Source organism: Pseudoalteromonas sp. BMB (assembly GCF_001709235.1).
GTDB lineage: Bacteria > Pseudomonadota > Gammaproteobacteria > Enterobacterales > Alteromonadaceae > Pseudoalteromonas > Pseudoalteromonas maricaloris.
On record NZ_MBQA01000170.1, the window covers coordinates 1 to 19781 of the forward strand.

At 43.6% G+C, this 19781-nt stretch carries 21 protein-coding genes and 3 tRNA genes; 19 read left to right on the forward strand and 5 right to left on the reverse strand.

What is annotated here, in order from left to right; genetic code table 11:
• The first annotated feature begins 2 nt into the window (after positions 1–2).
• The 17 genes from BB427_RS14105 (at position 3) to alr (ending at position 10978) form a co-directional block, all read left to right on the forward strand.
• Positions 3–78, forward strand: a tRNA-Gly gene (locus BB427_RS14105).
• A gap of 193 nt (positions 79–271) precedes the next feature.
• Positions 272–347 (forward strand) — tRNA-Gly (locus BB427_RS14110).
• A gap of 194 nt (positions 348–541) precedes the next feature.
• Positions 542–617, forward strand: a tRNA-Gly gene (locus tag BB427_RS14115).
• Positions 618–823: 206 nt separating this feature from the next.
• The gene (rpsF, locus tag BB427_RS14120) at positions 824–1165 is read left to right on the forward strand and encodes a 30S ribosomal protein S6 (RefSeq protein ID WP_010368810.1); all 342 of its coding nucleotides are present in this window, start codon (positions 824–826) and stop codon (positions 1163–1165) included.
• A gap of 38 nt (positions 1166–1203) precedes the next feature.
• The gene (gene priB, locus BB427_RS14125) at positions 1204–1533 is read left to right on the forward strand and encodes a primosomal replication protein N (RefSeq protein ID WP_010368809.1); all 330 of its coding nucleotides are present in this window, start codon (positions 1204–1206) and stop codon (positions 1531–1533) included.
• A gap of 11 nt (positions 1534–1544) precedes the next feature.
• Positions 1545–1772 carry a 30S ribosomal protein S18 gene (rpsR, locus tag BB427_RS14130; protein WP_002962753.1) on the forward strand — a complete coding sequence of 76 codons (228 nt, stop codon included), beginning with the start codon at positions 1545–1547 and terminating at the stop codon, positions 1770–1772.
• A gap of 35 nt (positions 1773–1807) precedes the next feature.
• Positions 1808–2260, forward strand: a complete 453-nt coding sequence (gene rplI, locus BB427_RS14135) for a 50S ribosomal protein L9 (RefSeq protein ID WP_010368808.1) — start codon at positions 1808–1810, stop codon at positions 2258–2260.
• 436 nt (positions 2261–2696) lie between these two features.
• Positions 2697–3107, forward strand: coding sequence for a type IV pilin protein (locus tag BB427_RS14140; RefSeq protein WP_069021351.1), 411 nt, complete (start codon positions 2697–2699; stop codon positions 3105–3107).
• A complete protein-coding gene (locus BB427_RS14145) occupies positions 3094–3552 on the forward strand; it encodes a GspH/FimT family pseudopilin (RefSeq protein WP_069021353.1) in 459 nt (152 codons plus the stop codon). The genes BB427_RS14140 and BB427_RS14145 overlap by 14 nt, the downstream gene beginning before the upstream one ends.
• The gene (locus BB427_RS14150) at positions 3543–3965 is read left to right on the forward strand and encodes a type IV pilus modification PilV family protein (protein ID WP_069021355.1); all 423 of its coding nucleotides are present in this window, start codon (positions 3543–3545) and stop codon (positions 3963–3965) included. The genes BB427_RS14145 and BB427_RS14150 overlap by 10 nt, the downstream gene beginning before the upstream one ends.
• Positions 3962–4450, forward strand: a complete 489-nt coding sequence (locus BB427_RS14155) for a PilW family protein (RefSeq protein WP_069021356.1) — start codon at positions 3962–3964, stop codon at positions 4448–4450. The genes BB427_RS14150 and BB427_RS14155 overlap by 4 nt, the downstream gene beginning before the upstream one ends.
• A 4-nt stretch (positions 4451–4454) precedes the next feature.
• Positions 4455–6197, forward strand: coding sequence for a DUF7305 domain-containing protein (locus BB427_RS14160; RefSeq protein WP_069021357.1), 1743 nt, complete (start codon positions 4455–4457; stop codon positions 6195–6197).
• 207 nt (positions 6198–6404) lie between these two features.
• Positions 6405–6956 carry an RNA polymerase sigma factor gene (locus BB427_RS14165; RefSeq protein ID WP_010368802.1) on the forward strand — a complete coding sequence of 184 codons (552 nt, stop codon included), beginning with the start codon at positions 6405–6407 and terminating at the stop codon, positions 6954–6956.
• Positions 6949–7428, forward strand: coding sequence for a hypothetical protein (locus BB427_RS14170; RefSeq protein ID WP_045987985.1), 480 nt, complete (start codon positions 6949–6951; stop codon positions 7426–7428). The genes BB427_RS14165 and BB427_RS14170 overlap by 8 nt, the downstream gene beginning before the upstream one ends.
• A gap of 10 nt (positions 7429–7438) precedes the next feature.
• Positions 7439–8377 (forward strand): DUF4097 family beta strand repeat-containing protein, encoded by a 939-nt coding sequence (locus BB427_RS14175; RefSeq protein ID WP_069021359.1) that lies wholly within the window; start codon positions 7439–7441, stop codon positions 8375–8377.
• A gap of 119 nt (positions 8378–8496) precedes the next feature.
• The gene (gene dnaB / locus BB427_RS14180) at positions 8497–9876 is read left to right on the forward strand and encodes a replicative DNA helicase (RefSeq protein WP_017217222.1); all 1380 of its coding nucleotides are present in this window, start codon (positions 8497–8499) and stop codon (positions 9874–9876) included.
• 19 nt (positions 9877–9895) lie between these two features.
• Positions 9896–10978, forward strand: coding sequence for an alanine racemase (gene alr, locus BB427_RS14185; protein ID WP_069021360.1), 1083 nt, complete (start codon positions 9896–9898; stop codon positions 10976–10978).
• 11 nt (positions 10979–10989) lie between these two features.
• Here the strand turns inward: alr and BB427_RS14190 are convergent, their stop codons facing one another.
• The 5 genes from BB427_RS14190 to BB427_RS14210 form a co-directional block, all read right to left on the reverse strand.
• Positions 10990–11421, reverse strand: coding sequence for a secondary thiamine-phosphate synthase enzyme YjbQ (locus BB427_RS14190; RefSeq protein WP_069021361.1), 432 nt, complete (start codon positions 11419–11421; stop codon positions 10990–10992).
• Positions 11422–11444: 23 nt separating this feature from the next.
• Positions 11445–11915, reverse strand: a complete 471-nt coding sequence (locus BB427_RS14195) for a chemotaxis protein CheX (RefSeq protein ID WP_010607100.1) — start codon at positions 11913–11915, stop codon at positions 11445–11447.
• A gap of 80 nt (positions 11916–11995) precedes the next feature.
• On the reverse strand, positions 11996–12430 hold the full coding sequence (zur, locus tag BB427_RS14200) for a zinc uptake transcriptional repressor Zur (protein ID WP_039494096.1): 435 nt from the start codon (positions 12428–12430) through the stop codon (positions 11996–11998).
• 126 nt (positions 12431–12556) lie between these two features.
• The gene (locus tag BB427_RS14205) at positions 12557–15019 is read right to left on the reverse strand and encodes an EAL domain-containing protein (protein ID WP_254663639.1); all 2463 of its coding nucleotides are present in this window, start codon (positions 15017–15019) and stop codon (positions 12557–12559) included.
• Positions 15012–15362 carry a hypothetical protein gene (locus tag BB427_RS14210; protein WP_069021363.1) on the reverse strand — a complete coding sequence of 117 codons (351 nt, stop codon included), beginning with the start codon at positions 15360–15362 and terminating at the stop codon, positions 15012–15014. The genes BB427_RS14205 and BB427_RS14210 overlap by 8 nt, the downstream gene beginning before the upstream one ends.
• Between BB427_RS14210 and ggt the strand changes: the two genes are divergently transcribed.
• Positions 15340–17034, forward strand: coding sequence for a gamma-glutamyltransferase (gene ggt / locus BB427_RS14215; RefSeq protein WP_069021365.1), 1695 nt, complete (start codon positions 15340–15342; stop codon positions 17032–17034). The genes BB427_RS14210 and ggt overlap by 23 nt on opposite strands.
• A 112-nt stretch (positions 17035–17146) precedes the next feature.
• The gene (locus tag BB427_RS14220) at positions 17147–19162 is read left to right on the forward strand and encodes an amidohydrolase family protein (protein ID WP_069021367.1); all 2016 of its coding nucleotides are present in this window, start codon (positions 17147–17149) and stop codon (positions 19160–19162) included.
• The last annotated feature ends 619 nt before the right edge of the window (positions 19163–19781 follow it).

Genomic DNA, 19781 nt, shown 5'->3' on the forward strand with positions numbered 1-19781 from the left:
ATGCGGCACTAGCTCAGCTGGTAGAGCGCGACCTTGCCAAGGTCGAGGTCACGAGTTCGAACCTCGTGTGCCGCTCCAAACACTTGCTTTAGGTGTATAAACTAAAAAATGTAATGCAGCACTAGCTCAGCTGCTTCAGGTAAGGACGCGACCTAGCGTAGTTACCAACAAATCCAGAGCTAAATATGTGATGCGGCACTAGCTCAGCTGCAGTAGGTAATCAACGCGACCTTGCGTAATTACCGACAATATAATGAGCTAACTATGGAATGCGGCACTAGCTCAGCTGGTAGAGCGCGACCTTGCCAAGGTCGAGGTCACGAGTTCGAACCTCGTGTGCCGCTCCAAACACTTACTTTAGGTGTATAAACTAAAAAATGTAATGCAGCACTAGCTCAGCTGCTACAGGTAAGGACGCGACCTAGCGTAGTTACCGACAAATCCAGAGCTAAATATTGTGATGCGGCACTAGCTCAGCTGCAGTAGGTAATCAACGCGACCTTGCGTAATTACCGACAATATAATGAGCTAACTATGGAATGCGGCACTAGCTCAGCTGGTAGAGCGCGACCTTGCCAAGGTCGAGGTCACGAGTTCGAACCTCGTGTGCCGCTCCAACTCTCCTAAATATCCTTGTTTTTCAATCACTCTAAAAAAACCTTGCAGATATAGTCTTATTCCACCAATTTTTCATAACAAACTGATTGCTTAATTTTAATGCTACGCGTAAAATACGCGCTCTTTCGGCCTTACTATTGTCGTTCCTTGCCTTACCCCGACTGGCCGAAACGGGACAAGGCTATACTAACCGTAAGGAATATCCATGCGTCATTACGAAATCGTATTCATGGTTCACCCAGACCAAAGTGAGCAAGTACCTGGTATGATCGAGCGTTATACTGGTGCTATCACTGAAGCTGGCGGTACTATTCACCGTCTAGAAGACTGGGGTCGTCGTCAACTGGCTTACCCAATCGAAAAGCTTCACAAAGCACACTATGTTCTATTGAACGTTGAAGCACCAACTGAAGTAATCAACGAGCTTGAAACTTCTTTCCGCTACAACGATGCAGTGCTTCGTAACCTAGTTATGCGTACTAAAAACGCGGTAACTGAAGCGTCTCCTCTTGCAAAAGAAGAGAAAAAAGAAGCAGCTTCTGCTTAATCGTTGTTGATTTCGGATTTGACTAACCTTTCGAGGTAATGGTGAGTAATCAGGTTGACCTGTATACCAATCAATATCTGCTTTCGGGCGTGATTTGTAAAACACCTAAATTTAGTCAAAGCCCAGCTGGGATCCCACATTGCATATTTGTTCTTGAGCACAAATCAATGCAATTAGAGGCTGACCTTACTCGAAATGCCTACGTGCGTATTCAAGTGGTTGCCAGTGGAGAACAGTTCCGAAACCAAACTGAGCATTTATACGTTGGGCAAGCATTACAAGTTCGCGGTTTTATAAATCGCCACGAGAGCCGAAATGGCTTGAGTCAGCTGGTATTGCACGCACAACATATTGAAAGAATTAATTGAGGAAATTACTCATGGCACGTTATTTCAGACGTCGTAAGTTCTGCCGTTTTAAAGCGGAAGGCGTACAACAAATTGATTACAAAGATCTGGCTACTCTTAGAAACTACGTAACAGAAAGTGGCAAAATCGTACCTAGCCGTATCACAGGTACTAGCGCTAAATACCAGCGTCAGCTAGCAACTGCTATCAAGCGTGCTCGCTACCTAGCCCTTCTTCCATACACTGACTTACACAAGTAAGCAGCTGATTACTAGTTTTTAAAAGGTGTAGAGACATGCAAGTTATTCTACTAGACAAAATTGCAAACCTAGGTAGCCTAGGTGATCAGGTTAATGTTAAATCTGGCTTCGCACGTAACTTCTTATTCCCTAAGGGGAAAGCAGTTCCTGCAACTAAATCTAACATTGAAACTTTCGAAGCACGTCGCGCTGAGCTTGAAGCGAAAATCGCTGAAGAGCTAGTTGCTGCACAGGCACGCGCTGAAAAACTAGAAGCACTAGCTGAAGTAACTCTAGTTTCTAAAGCGGGTGACGAAGGTAAGCTATTCGGTTCTATCGGTACTCGCGATATTGCTGATGCTATCTCTGCAGTAGGTGTTGAGGTTTCTAAGTCAGAAGTTCGTCTACCTCTTGGTACTATCCGTGAGACTGGCGAGTTCGACGTAGCTATCCAAGTACACTCTGACGTTACAGCTACGATCAAAGTAATCGTAATTGCTGAAGCTTAATTTTTAATTGAGCTTAAAAAAGCCGTGTATTTTTATACACGGCTTTTTATTCACTTAATTTACCTAAATGATCCCGAGTTTCGGACAGTAAAGACCTAGTTAACAGATATTCTTAATGCCGAATGCATTGAATATTAAAAATATTGGCTTTGTTGGCATCCAAATCTTAGGCTGAATTAAGTAACCCCTCGAAGAAAATCATAATAATAATCTTATTCATACCAATTTAAGGTGTGACATGGATGATCCTCTCGCTCAAAGTTTGCCTTATATCAAAAGGCAATACTGCTGTAATGTGGTGTAATAAGTTTCCTTTTTAGAAACTTTCGCTCCATGTTATGTTTACATATTATAGGTTAATCCTTTTCTTTGTCTTTTGTCTGTCATAAAGTGGAATAAAATGACAGCGCTATCAATTTAGTGGTGGAATAATTAAATGTCTGTAAATAAAGGTTTTACGCTTACGGAGCTATTAATTGCCGTTGCAATAGTGGCGATCACAGCCAGCGTGGCATATCCGTCATATGTGGAATACGTTCAGGATGGACGTCGTTCGCAAGCACAGCAGCAAATGTTGGAAATGGCGGGGGTGATTGAACGCATATACAGCCGCAATAGTGGCTACCCTGATGCGAGTTTACTTACAGATTTGCCTGAGTCTAAATTCTACACGTTTAAATATATTCCCACTGATAAACCAAATGGCGCAGTTGGGCAATACCGTAACTTGGGATATCAATATACAGCCACGCCAATAGCGGGAAAAGCACAAGCGGCTGACAGGTGTGGTGTGCTAAGTATCAACCATCTTGGTGAACAAGGACCGAAGAACAATGATTGCTGGTAATAGATATTTAGGGTTTACCTTGCTTGAGCTGCTTATTGCCATGGCAATACTTGCAATTTTAGCTTCGATAGCTGCGCCAAGTTTTATAAAGCAAATTCAGCAAGACAGACTTACGACGCATGCTAATCAACTGCAGGCGATATATCGCTTGGCCCGTAGTGAAGCGGTTCGACGTGAGCAACAGGTATCACTGGTCGTTGAGGACAGCGACTGGGTTGTGAAAACCAATGAAAATGGCCAATTGACCGAAGTGGGGCGGTTTTCTATTAAACACAGCTCGATAGAAGTGGCACTGGCCGACCAAGTTGTGCGCGAAAGTGGCGAAGTGCTGGCGACAAACAATATATTGATCACCGACAACATTACCGATACCCAGGATTATCGTTTATGTGTGCTGGTCAGTGGTCAAAGTTGGTTAGCTGAGGCGGAACAAAATTGCAGTTAAGTAAGGGGTTTTCTCTCATTGAGGTCGTGGTGTCGATGTTGGTGGCTGGGCTAATGTTGCTTGGTCTTGCTGCGACGCAGCTTAAGTCATTACAGTTTGCCTCCAATAGCTTTCAATACACGATGGCGTTAATTCATGGCCAAAATGCAATTGAGAGGATATGGCCCTTGTTATGTGAATTGCAACACAACAACGATGATATGACACTTGCTAATCCACTTATTCAACAGCTGCATCCAGCGGATAGTCGCTATACGTTAGCGCTGCCTCCGGTATATAGCAATAACATGCAGCTTACAGTGAGTTGGGAAGATAAACGGGTAAAAAACTCTGCTGAAAACCAAATTTCTTTGACTACCAGTTACCCAAATGTTGAGGATACTTGTTCTCCACCACCAGGAGGAGGCGTATGAAACAAATAAAGGGATATACCTTACTGGAACTCATGGTCGCTATGGTTGTGGGGTTAGTATTGGTGATTGGGATTGCAACGTCATACACGTCGATAAAAGAAACGGTGACGACAAGCCAACAGCTCGCAACATCACAAGAGATTGTTCGCTATACCAATCGAGTGATGATGCGCAGCATCAAGCAAACTCAGGAAATCCCTACTGTGACGGCGACCGATATTACGATCCGCCAATTGGCTGGGGTGCCCGCTTGTGATGGCAGTGTCCCCACGGCTGACTATACTGAACGCTATTTTTTACAAGATGGGTATTTAGTGTGCGATCGCGGCACGGGTGATATCAATCTTTTGAAAGGGGTAACTGGACTCGCGTTTGCAACCGGTGCCAGTGGTCAGTTAATTACAGTCACAATACAAGGTAGTAGTTTTCCGACACAATACGGTGCTGGCATACAGATGAATTTTTACGCTGGATTAGGTAGCTAATACAATGAAACAACAACAAGGTTTTACACTGGTTAAAGTGATGCTGCTCGGCGGCATGGCTAGCGTTGTGGTATTCGCTTCCCTCAAGGAAGGTGTTGTACAAGAAAGATTAAGTGGTAACTTCCAAAAAGACATTAATGCAAGATTAGTGGCTGAACAAGGGATCAGAGAATATCGTCAAAAGCTGGATGCGGCATTAAGTGGTAACCCGCAAGATGTCAATGAGCTGATAAATGGTATTAGTAAAACAGGTAGTGGAACGATCACTGATTCGCAATATCAGATCTCGGTTAATGCCAATGGCAATGAGTTTGAAATTGAAAGCTTAGGTCAGCGTCATGGTGAGCACGCGAACCATCGGCTAGTTGCGCGCTTCGAGTTACAGCCAGCAGCGAAAGAGTCCATATTCCAAAATGCGGTGACTGGCTGTAAAGGTGTGAATCTATCTGGTAGTGGTTCTGTCGATAGCTATGACTCATCGAAAGGCACTTACGAAGAAACAAAAAGCCATGATGGTGATGTACACACTGTGGTAGGCGATGCAGATGTGGTGCTATCAGGTCACTCTCCGATTAAAGGCGATGTTGAAGCATCTGGTGTGATTTACTTAAAAGGCTCTTCACCTATTTTGGGTGACGTTAGGTCAAATACCGGGGTAGATATTTCGCCGTCATCAAGCGGTATTCGAGTGGAAGGTAATGTCTACAGCCGCGGCTTTTTTACGCATAGAGGCGGCAAGATCCAAGGTTATGTGCGCGCCATGGGTGACGCGAAAATGGAGTGGGGCGCTGAGATCATCAACCAAAATGGCGATGCGTTCGATATTCAATATACTGGCAGTGGTCAATTTAAAGATACTGGCTTGCAAGTTCAAGATGGTGTGCATTACTCCGATGCTAAATTTAGAGTCGCAGATTTAGTGGTTGAGCCGGTAAAAGTGTACGATCCAGATTCTCCCGACTATGACCCTGCAAAGCCTAATAAAGAGTGTGATCCTTTGGCGTTGCCTTTTAATATGGATAGCATTATCGATCCTCGTAATCGATTCACTCCTCTAAATGTAGGCGCGCAACAAATCTTACACTTTAAACCAAAACAGGCAGTGTATGAACGTAATGGCTCGAGTGTGTATGTTGCAAAAGAGCACACCATTTATTTGTTCCAAGGGGTGGATCAAAACCTCGGCACAGCGACAGAAAAAACGCAGCTTGCATTCCCATTTAAAGGGTTGAAGTTAGGATCGGATGGCAAAATCAAGATCTCTGGTGGCGATGTGATCTGGTTGATTGATGGTGACCTCACATTAGCTGGCGATACCCACATCTGGATAGAAAAGGAAAGTTCTCTGACCGTGTTCACCACTGGCAAAGTTTCTATTGGCGCAAGTGCTAAGGTTATTGCTGAGCAAGAAGGATTAACCAAGAAGAGCAAACTGCCGGTATTTAGTGTGTATTCTTCATTTGATGGTCCTAATGGTTTTGTATTTAGCGGCGCATCGTCACTATATGCTGCTATTTATTCACCGTTAACCTCTATTCTGTTGAATGGTAGTGGTCAGTTTTATGGTACGGTTCGAGGAGCATCGATTACTGGTACTGGTGGTACAGGGATCCACTTTGACCAAGCATTAAAAAGTGCAGGTATTGGCGTACAGCCACCGGGACAAAAGCCGACATTAGTCTTTAAAGGTTGGCACTATAAACCATATCAAGTAGCAGACGAGAGCGAAGCTAAAATCGCTGAGTAACTTTCCTAAGTGGAGCATCAGGCTCCACTTTTTACTGCCAAATAAAAAAAGTAAAATTTTTTTCAACTCTTTTAAACCATTTCTGGTTTCGCCCGCGTCTAAATAAGTACTTTATAAAAAAGTAGAAATTGGCAATTGAGCGTTGGTGACTTTGTTTGTTCCATTCGATATGCGAAGATGAAGGAATCAACCCAAAGGAACAGACGCATGATAATTAATGCCAAAGAGGCATTTACACAAGAACAAACCGATGCGCTAGTGGCTAGATGCCAGCAAGGGGATCAAGGTGCATTTCGCGAACTATTTGAGCAACATCACCGTCGCGTATATGCATTATGTCTTAGATTGCTCGCTGAGCCCGCTCATGCAGAAGATGCATGTCAGGAAGTTTTTGTGCAATTGTGGCAAAAGATAGACCAATTTAAAGGGCAATCACAATTTACGACTTGGCTTCATAGTGTGACCAGTAATATTGCTATCAGTTATCTTAGAAAGCAAAAAAACTGGTTACAAAAGGTCGTAAGCTTTGAACAATCCGGATTGGATGAGCAAGGTGCTGAGCAGCTAGGAGAGCTAAATGGCCTCGATAAACTTATTGTCAGATTGCCGGAACGTGCCAGGTTGGTCTTCGTATTACATGCTGTCGAAGGGTATCGCCACGAGGAAATTGCCAATATGTTAAACATGGCCGTAGGGTCGAGCAAATCGCAATATCACCGAGCACGTAACTTATTACAGGAGTGGTACAACAATGACTAAACCATCTTTTGATGAATTTATGCATACCGCACTGAATGACGAACAGTCGCAGCCAAAGCCACAACGTGACTTATGGCAAGGCGTTGAGCGTGCAATCAATCAAGCACAACCGATACAACCGCCAAAGCAAAATAATTGGCAAAAGTTATCTGGTATTGCGGCGTGTACTATTGCGGGCTTACTCGCTTGGCAAGTCATTATGAATCAGCCTAAGCAAGACTCACTGGCTAATATTAGCGCTTTTTTTGAGCAGCAAAAACAGTCTTTACTGGTTCAATATGAAACGCAGCCAGCGCTGACTTCTGATTGGCAGACACAATTGCAAGAGCTCGAGCAGGCGGAACAAGCGATTAAGTTGTCTTTAAAGCAAGATCCTGAGAACGCTGCGCTGTTAAAAATGTTAGCTCAGGTTTATCAGCAGCAACTCGACTTAATCAATAAGGTTCACCAACCTCGTTGGCAACAAATTTAGGAGAATTAGGATGAAAGCATTAATTATTAGCCTAGCGGCGCTACCTGCGATAGTGTTCGCCGGAGAATCTATCGATAAAGAACTGTCGGTTCCTGCAAATGGTAAAGTTGTCATCGAGAATCAGCGCGGTGACGTAACGATAAAAACATGGGATAAAAACGTTTTTAAAGTGACTGGCGAGTTAGACGATAAAGCCGAGGGTTATAAACTAGAAACCTCTGGTGAGGTAACCGAGTTTATCGTGAAGATGCCAAGACGCTATAAAAGTTGGGGCGGTGGTGATGGCTCTAAACTCACTATTTACATGCCTCGTAGCAGCGAATTAAATTTTGAAGGAGTGGTAGTTGACGTTGAAGCTGCTGATTTAACTGCGGGCGCCCGTATCAAAACGGTCAACGGCAATATTAAAGCGAGTAAAATCAGCGGTAAAATTGCACTAGAAACGGTAAATGGTGATATTGATAGTCGTGACTTAGATGGCAATATTCAGTTTGAAACCGTCAATGGGGACATTGAAGATATCGCTTCGAGCGGTAAGCTAAGATTTAACGCCGTTAATGGCGAAATTAAAACGCAAACCACCGCAACCGAGCTGCGCTTAGAAAACGTCAACGGCGAAGTCGAGTTGAAGATGGCTGAGTTAAAAGACTTACGCTTATCTACCGTTAACGGCGAAATAGCAGTATATGCAGCAAAGTTACTGGACAACGCCAATATAAATATGGACAGCGTTAGTGGCGATATTGAGCTTTATTTCCCTACGGATGTATCAGCAAGATTTGAAATCAACGCGCATTCAGGCGGCCATATCACCAATGAGCTAAGTTCAGATCAAGTTAAAAAAGCCAAATATGGCCCAGCTCGTTCACTTGAGTTTGTGCTTAACGGTGGTAATGCAGATGTAGAAATCGATACCGTTAGCGGCAATATTGAGCTAAAGCGTAACTAATACGCGCTTTCATCAAATAACAAAAGGCCAGAGTTTCCCCCAAACTCTGGCCTTTTGTTATTTGCACTTATGGGTAGACAAGATACAATAGAGGGCCTTCAATTTCTCAATGTTGTGATATGGCTAAACCAGATATACAAGTCGATACCTTAAAAGTTCCACCGCACTCAATTGAAGCTGAGCAATCTGTGCTCGGTGGCTTGATGCTAGATAATGAAGCCTTCGACCGTGTTGCGGAATTGGTGGTGTCTCATGACTTTTATACCAGAACCCATAAGCTGATCTTTGAAGCGATGGAAAAGCTGGTAGAGCTTAGTCAACCTATCGACTTAATCACGATTTCTGAGAATCTAGAAAAGAACAATCAGTTAGAAACCATAGGTGGTTTCTCCTATCTTGCTGAGATTGCTAAAAACACGCCAAGTGCTGCAAACATTGATGCATACGCGAGTATCGTCCGTGAGCGTGCGGTTGTTCGTGAAATGATTGGTGTGGCGAATGAAATAGCAGAGGCTGGCTTTAATCCGGAAGGGCGAGATAGTCATGAGCTGTTAGATTTAGCTGAGAGCAAGGTATTTAAGATTGCTGAGCAGCGCACTAAAAGCACTGAAGGTCCGCAAAGTATTCACAGCATCCTAGAGAAAACTGTTGATAAAATTGAAGAACTTTACCAATCTCCACAAGATGGTGTTACCGGGGTAAGTACAGGCTACGGTGACTTAGACAAGATGACGGCAGGACTACAGCCTTCTGACTTGATCATTGTTGCAGCGCGTCCGTCGATGGGTAAAACCACATTTGCGATGAACTTGGCTGAGCATGCCGCGATGACGCAAGATAAGCCGGTACTGATCTACTCGCTAGAGATGCCCTCAGAACAGATCATGATGAGGATGCTCGCCTCACTCGGCCGTATCAACCAAACCAAGGTACGTACCGGTCAATTAGATGATGACGATTGGGCACGTTTGTCATCCACCATGGGCTTACTGATGGAAAAGGGCAAGATGTACATAGATGATGCATCTGGTCTTACGCCAACGGATGTGCGTTCACGCGCTAGACGAATTGCACGCGATCACGGTGGGATCAGCATGATCATGGTGGACTACTTGCAGCTCATGCGCGTACCGAGCCTTTCGGACAATCGTACGCTTGAAATTGCTGAAATTTCTCGCTCATTAAAGGCGCTAGCCAAAGAGCTGCAGTGTCCAGTTATCGCGCTTTCTCAGCTTAACCGTACGCTAGAACAACGTGCAGATAAACGCCCAGTAAACTCCGACTTACGTGAATCAGGCTCTATCGAGCAGGATGCCGACTTAATCATGTTTATTTATCGTGATGAAGTTTACAACGACGATAGCCCAGACAAAGGCACGGCCGAAATCATCATAGGTAAGCAACGTAACGGTCCGATCGGTAAGGTTAGGTTAACCTTCCAAGGTCAATACTCTCGATTCGATAACTATGCGGGTCCAGCAATGGACGACGAATATTAACTGTCAATTGAGTAGTGAAATGCGACTAGCGAGTGCTGAAATCGATTTAACCGCGCTGAGAGAAAACCTACAGCTAACACAAAAACTGGCGCCAAAAAGTAAGATTATGGCGGTACTTAAGGCCAATGCTTATGGTCATGGTTTGGTTAAAATAGCTCAGCATTTGCAAGATGCGGATGCATTCGCTGTGGCGAGAGTTGATGAAGCGCTCGCGCTTAGAACAGGTGGCATCACTAAACCAATTGTCTTGTTAGAAGGTTTTTTTCACCCTTCTGATTTACCCATTCTACTTGCCAATAATCTGCAAACTATAGTGCATGACATTTCTCAGCTTGAAGCGATTGAGCGTGCTAATTTAGATGCACCGCTTACTGTGTGGCTAAAAGTAGATACCGGTATGCATCGTCTCGGCGTTGAGCCTGAAGAGTTTGAAGCATTCTATGCCCGCCTTAAGCGCTCAAAAAATGTTGCTGATAAAATCCACTTAATGACACACTTTGCTTGTGCCGATGATATCAAAGACAATAAAACCGAAGTACAGCAAGTACTATTTAAGTCGTTAGTTGGCCAAAGTCACGCACCATTGTGTTTGGCAAACTCCGCGGGGATCATAGGTTGGCCAGAATCTCATGGCGACTGGATCCGTCCGGGCCTAATGCTTTATGGCGTTTCACCTATGCTTGCGCGTGTTGGCCAGCAACACGGTTTAAAGCCTGTCATGCGCTTGACCACTAAAGTTATTGCCATCAAGCGGGTAAGAGCGCATCAGGCGGTAGGTTATGGCGGACGTTGGCAATGTGAACAGGACACCTATCTTGCCGTTATTGGTGTTGGCTATGGAGACGGTTACCCCAGACACGCTAAAATTGGCACTCCAGTGGTTATTGGTAACCAGCGTTACGGCATAGTCGGCACCGTGTCTATGGATATGATCAGTGTGAATATTGGTGATAATCCTAATGGTATTCAAGTGGGTGATGAAGTAGAAATGTGGGGACCAAACCTGCCCGTAGAAGAAATAGCGCAATATGCCGATACTATTCCATATGAGCTGCTGTGTAACGTCACCCCAAGAGTAAGCTACGAATACATCGAAGGCTAAGCGCTCAGCGCCTAGCCTTTTCTGTCACCTTGAAGCGTTGCGATAACGCGTCTTGCACCACCACGGTCACGATGCTCACCGAGATAAATACCTTGCCAAGTGCCTAAATGTAAGCGGCCCTCAGAAATGGGAATGGTTACTTCACATCCTAAGGTGCTGGATTTGATATGTGCTGGCATATCGTCATCGCCCTCATAGTCATGGCGGTAGTAGCTTTGCCTCTGTGGTACAAAATGATTAAAGTGGCTTTCCATATCCATGCGTACCGTTGGGTCGGCATTTTCGTTAATTGTTAGGCTGGCGGAGGTGTGTTGTATAAACAGGTGCAGCAGCCCTATACGATAGTCATGTAATTCTGGAAGCTGAGAGATAATCTCGTCGTCTACCAAGTGAAAGCCTCGTTTTCGAGGCTTCAAGGTAATTTGTTTTTGAGTCCAACTCATAAAGTAACGTGTGCTTTTAACTATTAGGCGAGTTTGTCGAAGCTGACTTCGATATTGGCATTACCGTCAGGAGAGGTGAATGGCATAATAAGTTTAGGGCCATCACATTTATGGGTGATAGTATGGCCTGGGCCTGAAACAACAACCGGTGTTGCCATATCAAACTCGTAGCCTTTTTCGCCGAGCAGGTTTTTAGCACCGCCAGTGACCATGTTGGTGATTTCACCAACCATATCAGTGACGTCTTCATTTATGGAATCTGGGCGCTCTCCAAGCATACGCTCCATAATGGTTAGCGCTAGGTTCTCTTCAAAGGTGATCGAAAATGACCCTTTTGTCTGTGGGCCAACCATGCCAATCAGACCTGATACATCACCTTGTGCGACTTCGTCTTTCTTCACTTTTGGCTTACCCGGCGTCAATTCTGTTTGCGCCATTGTAGCCAATACATTGATTAGAGATGATAAAAAGGGGTTGATGAACTCTACATTCATATGGACTTTCCCTTACGCATTTTTAATAAATTAGTGTCGCTCTTAGTGATAAGTGTAGTGGGCTTTTTTGCTCACTGCACTTAATCTTTACATTTTTCGCAACGGCCATGAGCCTCGATGGTTTGCTCTGTAACCACAAATCCAGTCTCAGCAGCTAGGTTGTTCAGTTCATGCGAAATCGTGTTTGAGTGTAACTCTTGAACGTTACCGCAACTATCACAGATCAGTAACTGCACTGGATGTGTGTGGTCGAAGTGGTGGCAAAGCATAAACGCATTCGTACTTTCAATTTTATGGATAAAACCCAACTCAGAAAGAAAGTCTAAGGCACGATATACGGTAGCGGGTTTTGCAGCCGCTTCCGTTAACTTGAGCTCTTCAAGTAAGTCGTATGCGCCAACGCCACCTTGTTTAGAGGCGAGTAGTCTAAATACTTTTTCTCTAATAGGAGTAAATCGTGCACCACGGTTGTCACATACTTGCTTGGCTTTGCTAACTAGTAACTCTATATTCATGATTCAAAATCCTTACACTGCCTTGCAATACTAACATATTATTTTTATTAGTCTTGTGTTTACCCTGATTTATTATCTCAAGTGGATATTCGGGCGCGATGTTGCTTTTACACTTTATTTTTCTTGCTAAGAAGAGCGTTTAACTGGTTCGATCTTAGTATGGTAAAAGGTTTCAAACTGTGCTGCAGAAAGCGGCTTGCTGATCAAATATCCTTGACCAAAGTCACATTCCAGCTGCTGCAATAAACGTAATTGCTCCAGCGTCTCCACGCCTTCGGCGACTACCTTCATCGATAAATTATGCGCCATGGCAATAATGGTTTTAACTAACGCTTTAGACTCGTGAGTGGCGAGCATATCGCTGATAAAACTGCGGTCGATTTTGAGTAAATCAAAGGGGTAATGACGGAGATAGTTCAGTGACGAATAGCCCGTACCAAAATCATCCAAAGATAATTTAAACCCTAACTGATGTAATTGGGTTAAGGTCTGTTTTACCTGTGCCTGTCCTGAGATCAGTACGCCTTCTGTGATCTCCAACTCGATAAAGCGATTGGCAATCGGGATGTCTTTTACTAATAGCTCTATCTGTTTCAATAAGTTAGGATCTTTAAACTGCCTAGGTGATAAATTGATTGCGATACGGATGTCGGAGTCTACGTGTTGCTGCCATTGGTGTGCTTGGTTAATAGCAGTTGAGAGTACAAACAATCCGATGTCGATGATCAAACCGCTTTGTTCTGCGACGGGAATGAACTCCGCAGGAGAGACATTACCCAGTGTTTTACTGTGCCAGCGGAGTAAAGCTTCCGCGCCAAATACATCACTGTCTTCAATATAAAATTGCGGTTGGTAAAACACTTCTAACTCGTTTTCATTCAGTGCTACGCGCAGTGCTTCCTCAATTTCAATGCGTCGAGATAACTGTTGACTCATCTTTTGATTAAATAGACAGTAGTTGTTGCGACCATTACTTTTGGCATTGTACATCGCGGTATCAGCGCAGCTAAGTAATTCTTGGGGGGAGTTCGCGTCTAAAGGATAGATAGCAACGCCTATACTGACTGAAATATTAAAATCTTTATCGTCGACAATAATGGGATGGTGAAAAAGTTTGATGAGCATATCGGCAACAGAGGTAATGTCTGCAGTGTGCTTAAACCCTCCCATCAACACAATAAACTCATCACCACTAAGCCGTGACACGGTATCTTGCTCACGTAGCGATTGCTTGAGCCTTTCTCCTGAAGCGATGAGAATTTGATCCCCCGTTTCGTGTCCGAGTGAATCATTGATCCTTTTAAAATCATCTAAATCAATAAAAAACACTACCGCAAGCTCATCGTTGCGTTCGGCATCAAACAGTTGCTGTGCTAGCCGCTCCATCGCTAAAAAGCGATTTGGTAAATCGGTCAATGAGTCATAAAAAGCGTGATGTAAAATGACTTCTTCTTGACGCTTTTTCTCGGTGATATCTCGCACTGCGATAACTAGCTGATCTGTTCCTGGAATAGGAGATAACCGAGCTTCGAATAGCTTCGCTTGATCAGCAATTGTCAGTGGATATTCTATTTGGGTTAATTGGTGGCGCTGATTGGCAGACTTGATGGCTTGGCTAAATTGTTTAGCTGCGTGGGAGGGCAGTACCTCCGCCATTTTCTTGTTGATAAACTGCTCAGGCGACATATACAAGTCGTCTGATTTTCCGGTATGGCATTCTAAGATGGTACCGTCCGTATTGATTATAAAGAATATATCCGGTAAAGCCTCAAAAACACTATTAATAAGAGCGTGACGGCGCTGTAATTCCTGAGTGCTTTGTAATTGTTGTTGCCAGTTTTTCTCTAACGTTTGTGCCATGACATTGAATTGCTTAGCAAGGACTCCAAGCTCGCCATGTCCCACGATGTCGGCTCTACTGCTCAAAGACTTTGTGGATAATGCATCGCCTACTTGGATCAGTCTTTTGATTGGCTTATGAATGAAGTAATGGGTAAAGCTTAGTAGCGCAATAATGATGAGTATCAAAAACACCGCTAAAATACTCGCCTTCGTTATCAATTGTTGCTTTAACGAAAGAAAAACGGTGCTTACGTCATAAATAGCAACCAGCCTAACTACATCAGCGGACTCAGCGACGGGCACTTTAGGTGAAATGGGAATGGCTGCGAGAAAGTGCTGCTGATTAGGGTCAAATGCCACAATGAGGTCAAGTGTGCGTAGTGTTGCTGTCGCTTGCGCCTGACTGATAACTTGATTAAATACTTGTAGTCCAATCGCTGAGTGCTGGGTCTCGTTGATGAGCGTTTCTCCTTGAATAAGGAAGAGTGCTTTATATTTACTGTCAGAATAATAATCCTCGAGAGTCAGGCTAACTTGATTATTGTTGCCCTCCACAAATTCAGTAAAAAGATGTTTACCTAAATGAGTTAAATTTTGTCTTAGTTTTGTCTCATAGCTTTCGAGCAGCATGTCTCGTTGGCTAACATATGAAATGGAGATAATAAGAGACGAGATCACCAAGCCACAGAGTACCGTGCCCCAAGTCAGCGTTTGTTTTAAATTTATAGAAATAACCCGATTACTCATAAATAACCAATTCAATTACCTCAATCCCGATTAGGATTTTCATTTCAATGCGATTACCCAGACCGTGCTTCTTGCTCTTACGCGAATGAACGCGTTTACTATTTTCTGCAGAGTGATCCATCACTAGTGTAGTCCAGCTGCAAAAACCTGTATCAAATTTGGGCGAATATTCACGTGGTAGAGCGAGTGCTATGGCAATGGATTGTTGAGTTTTCGCATTAGGTCCAATCTCGTTTTCTTTCGCTTTGACCGCAAATGAATTGCTGTAAGCAATTTGGCTTTTTATATTGGTTAAAAAGAAAACAATAAAAGAGAAAATAATGAATAAGGTAGTTAAATGCACGCTGGTAAGTATGCTTTGTGCATCAGTAAGCTCAGCGGCTCTCGCTTATGACAGGATCACCGGAAAAGCTTTTGCTAGCCGCTCTGAGGTGATTGCAACTCAGGGCATGGCGGCAACTTCTCAACCACTGGCAACCCAAGTCGCAATAGACGTATTGAAGCAAGGCGGAAGCGCCATAGATGCTGCAATTGCAGCCAATGCCATGCTTGGCTTAGTGGAGCCTACAGGTTGTGGTATCGGTGGCGACTTATTTGCGATTGTGTGGGACGCGAAGCAACAAAAGTTATTTGGTCTCAATGCTTCAGGGCGTTCACCAAAAAGCCTTTCGCTAGCAAAGTTACAGCAGCAAGGCGATACAATTCCAAGCTATGGACCGCTTCCCGTTTCTGTGCCCGGTGCGGTCGATGGTTGGTTTGAACTGCACAACAAATTTGGCAAACTGCCAATGAAACAGTTACTTCAACCCAGTATCGACTACGCTAGAAGCGGCTTTCCAGTTTCTGAGTTGATTGCTTATTATATGCAGCGCTCGGTGTCGGCCCGTGAGCAATATTCCGGATTTAAAGAAGTGTTTATGCCAGAGGGTGAAATGCCTAAAAAGGGGGAGATATTTAAGAATCCGGCACTCGCTAATACCTATGAGTTACTTGCAGAGAAAGGCCGCGATGCTTTTTATAAGGGCGAAATTGCTAAAGAAATCGACCGTTACATGAAGGCCAATGGTGGATACTTAAGTTACCAAGATTTGGCTGAGCACCACAGTGAGTGGGTTGACCCCGTAAGTGCTGATTATCGCGGCTACACGTTATGGGAACTACCTCCTAATGGTCAGGGTATTGCCGCCCAGCAAATTCTCAATATTTTAGAAGGCTATGATATCAAGGCAATGGGATTCGACAGCCCAGAGTATATTCACACCTTTGTTGAAGCAAAAAAACTCGCCTTTGCAGATAGGGCAAAATACTACGCCGATCCAGACTTTAATGAGATACCCGTCGCGACGCTTATTTCGCAAGCATATGCTGACGAAAGGCGTGCATTGATTGATCCAAATAAAGCAGCTAAACGCGATCATGCAGGGCCTGTAGAGGGGGATACCATTTATCTCACGACAGCCGATAAAGAAGGGAATATGGTGTCGCTGATCCAAAGTAATTTCCGTGGTATGGGCTCGGGTATGACTCCAGCTAAGCTTGGCTTTGTCTTGCAAAATAGAGGCGAGCTATTTGCGTTAGATAAAAATCATTACAACGGTTATGCGCCGGGAAAAAGACCTTTTCACACTATTATTCCAGCCTTTGTCACAAAAGATGGTAAACCATGGATGAGTTATGGCGTGATGGGAGGCGCGACGCAACCGCAAATGCATGCGCAGATCCTCATTAACATGATTGATTTTGGTATGAATCTACAAGAAGCGGGCGATGCGCCTCGAATTTTGCATAGTGGTTCATCGCAACCAACCGGTGAAATCATGACTGATGGAGGGTATGTTAGTCTCGAGTCTGGTTTTTCCATGGAAACCCGTAGAGAGCTGATAAAAAAGGGTCACAAATTACAACAAGCAGTTGGTCCCTATGGCGGTTATCAAGCGATTATGCGCGATGGTAAAACTGGAGCGTACTATGGTGCATCTGAAACAAGGAAAGATGGCCAAGCAGCAGGTTACTAAAAGCCTGATTGAGTGGTGAAATCAACACGAATTGTAACAGTTAAAGCGCTTCGCTTTTTGTTATCTTGATGTAATATCATTGTTGTTAAACGGAGATTTAAGGAACAAGAACATGACAAAAATAATAACAAAGCGAAGTGCCTTGTCGACACTCGTTGCGGCGCTTTTAACTACCCAAAGTTGGGTGGTATTTGCTGACACCATTACCAATAATGTTTACTCAGAAAAGGGCTTAGCAGGCACACTAACCCAAGAAAAAATAGACGAGCAAAACTATAAAGCCAAAATTGAGTTTGGCTGGAACAATCGTCGGATCTTAATTGATGAAACCTTAAAGTTGAATGAAAAAGGACTACCCATCAATTTTAGTCTTAAAGGACGTTCTGCTTTTGGCTCCACAATTGACGAAACGTTTAGCTATAACAGAGGCATTGCGCAGTGGAAAAGTGTCAATGAATCAGGCATTAAGGCTGATGCGACACTCGATTTCTACGTACCGTCTAATAACCACCTTGCACTAGATAACGCGACGATGCGTTATGTTCTAAAAAATAATAAATACGAATTAGATGTTTACCCTCAAGGTAAAATGCTTATCGAAAAAATGAAAACGATGAAGTTAGGGGAGCAAACCGTCCATCTATTAGTAACGAGTGGCCTGAGTCTTACTCCTAATTTTGCATGGTATGACGACGATGGTAACTACTTCGCACAAAGTTGGGGGCCAATGTATGTCTTGCGCGACGGCTACACCAAAGCACAGTTCGAAGAACTTGAGGCTATCCAAAAACAAGCCGAACAGCAGCATTTAGAAAACCTCGCAAGCAAGCTGACACATGATGTCCCTGCATTACTTATTGAAAATGTTGCTGTCTTTGATGGTGAGCAGAAAAAACTGCTGAAAAACCATGATGTATTGATTAAAGGTGGCAAGATTGTCGAAATCGCTAAACATATTAAAAAGCAAAATGGCGTGGTTAGCCTTGATGGAAAAGGGAAAACCTTGATCCCTGGGCTTTGGGATATGCACGGTCATTTATCAAAAGAGAACGGTATTTTAAATATTGCGAACGGTGTTACCAGCGTTAGGGACATGGGTAACGAGCACGACAATATTATGGAAATTGAAGCGCTCTTTAACACCAATCAGGTGCTGGGCTCTCGAGTGTACCGTGCTGGCTTTATGGATAAATACAGCGAAAACTCAGCGGGCTTAAGTGTGAAGTCATTGGAAGAAGCACTCGAGACGGTCGATTTCTTTGCCGATAATGGCTATGTTCAAGTAAAGCTATATTCTTCTATCGATCCGAACTGGGTAAAGCCTATTTCTGAACGTGCGCACAGTCGTGGATTGAGACTTAGCGGTCACGTGCCTGCGTTTATGACGGCAGAGCAAGCCATTGCAAATGGCTATGATGAGATTCAGCACATTAATATGCTTTTTCTTAACTTTTTAGCTGGTGAAGAAGTCGACACCAGAACACAAAAACGGTTTTCACTGATGGGAGAGCAAGCCTCTGGCTTATCACTTGATAGTCCAGAGATGAATGCATTCATCAAGCTACTAAGTGATAAGCGCATTGTTGTGGATCCTACTGTATCTACATTCAGAAGTTTATTGATGGCAGAAGATCAAAAGATCAATCCGGAATTTGCTGCTATTTCAGAGCATATGCCAATTGCATTCGCTCGTGGTTTAAAAGGGGCTGAGATGCATGTTGATGAACAGTTTAAACTGAGCTACCAAGAGTCGGGTGAAGCAATGCAAAAAATGCTGAAAAAGCTCTATGATGCTGGTGTTCCAATGGTACCTGGAACGGATAATATTGCAGGCTTTACCTTGATCCGTGAGCTAGCGCTTTACGTTGATGCGGGCATTCCTGCGGCTGATGTGCTGAATATGGCAACGCTAGAAAGCGCCAAATTGATGGGGGTTGCACATCAAACCGGTTCAATTGCCAAAGGTAAAGTGGCAGATCTAGTGTTGATCGATGGCGATCCACTTAAGGATATTACGGCACTGCAAAAAGCGACATTGGTGATCAAAGGAGAGCAAGCGTTTAAGCCTGCTGAAATTTACCAAGCGATTGGCGTGAAGCCGTTCACTACCTCGCCTTCGCTAAAGTAATATTAAGTACATTACAAAAGTAATAGTTTGATGCTGTAAGACCAGTGTAAATAAATATAAAACTTGCACTGGTCTTACTTTAGTTATCCCAATATCAGGCTAAATTGTATTTTTGAGTTCTACCAAAAGTGTTTCTAAAACAGAGGTTTGTTCAATAAGCAAACAAATCGTTCTGACTTTCCTGTTACTACCTAATTAAAAATTCCTAAAAACGGTTCGGTGTAATCTTGTGTAATGGATAAATTTACTTTTTTGTTAATAAAGCGGTTTATTTATCAGTTTCTTGTGCTAGCCTTTTTCAGTACAGATCATGAGTCGTTGATGTGAAGCCACACAAGTTGTGTGTGATTTACCAGCTTCAGTATGGTCTTTTTTATAACTCTATTTGAGACTTTGATGTCGTCACCCTCGCGTACAAGGATGGTAAAAAAGTTGCCATATTCAAGCGTTAAAGTGACAGTGAGTGATTACAGCAATGTTGTATATATGCTGCAAGCAAATAGCAAAAGGTGCTGTTGATTAACTTGGCTCGCGGTTTTAGCGGTTAGTTAACCTTTATAGATATACCCTACAAACGTTTTCCTACTTAAGTGGGTACTGTGTTTGTTGCGGTTAAGTA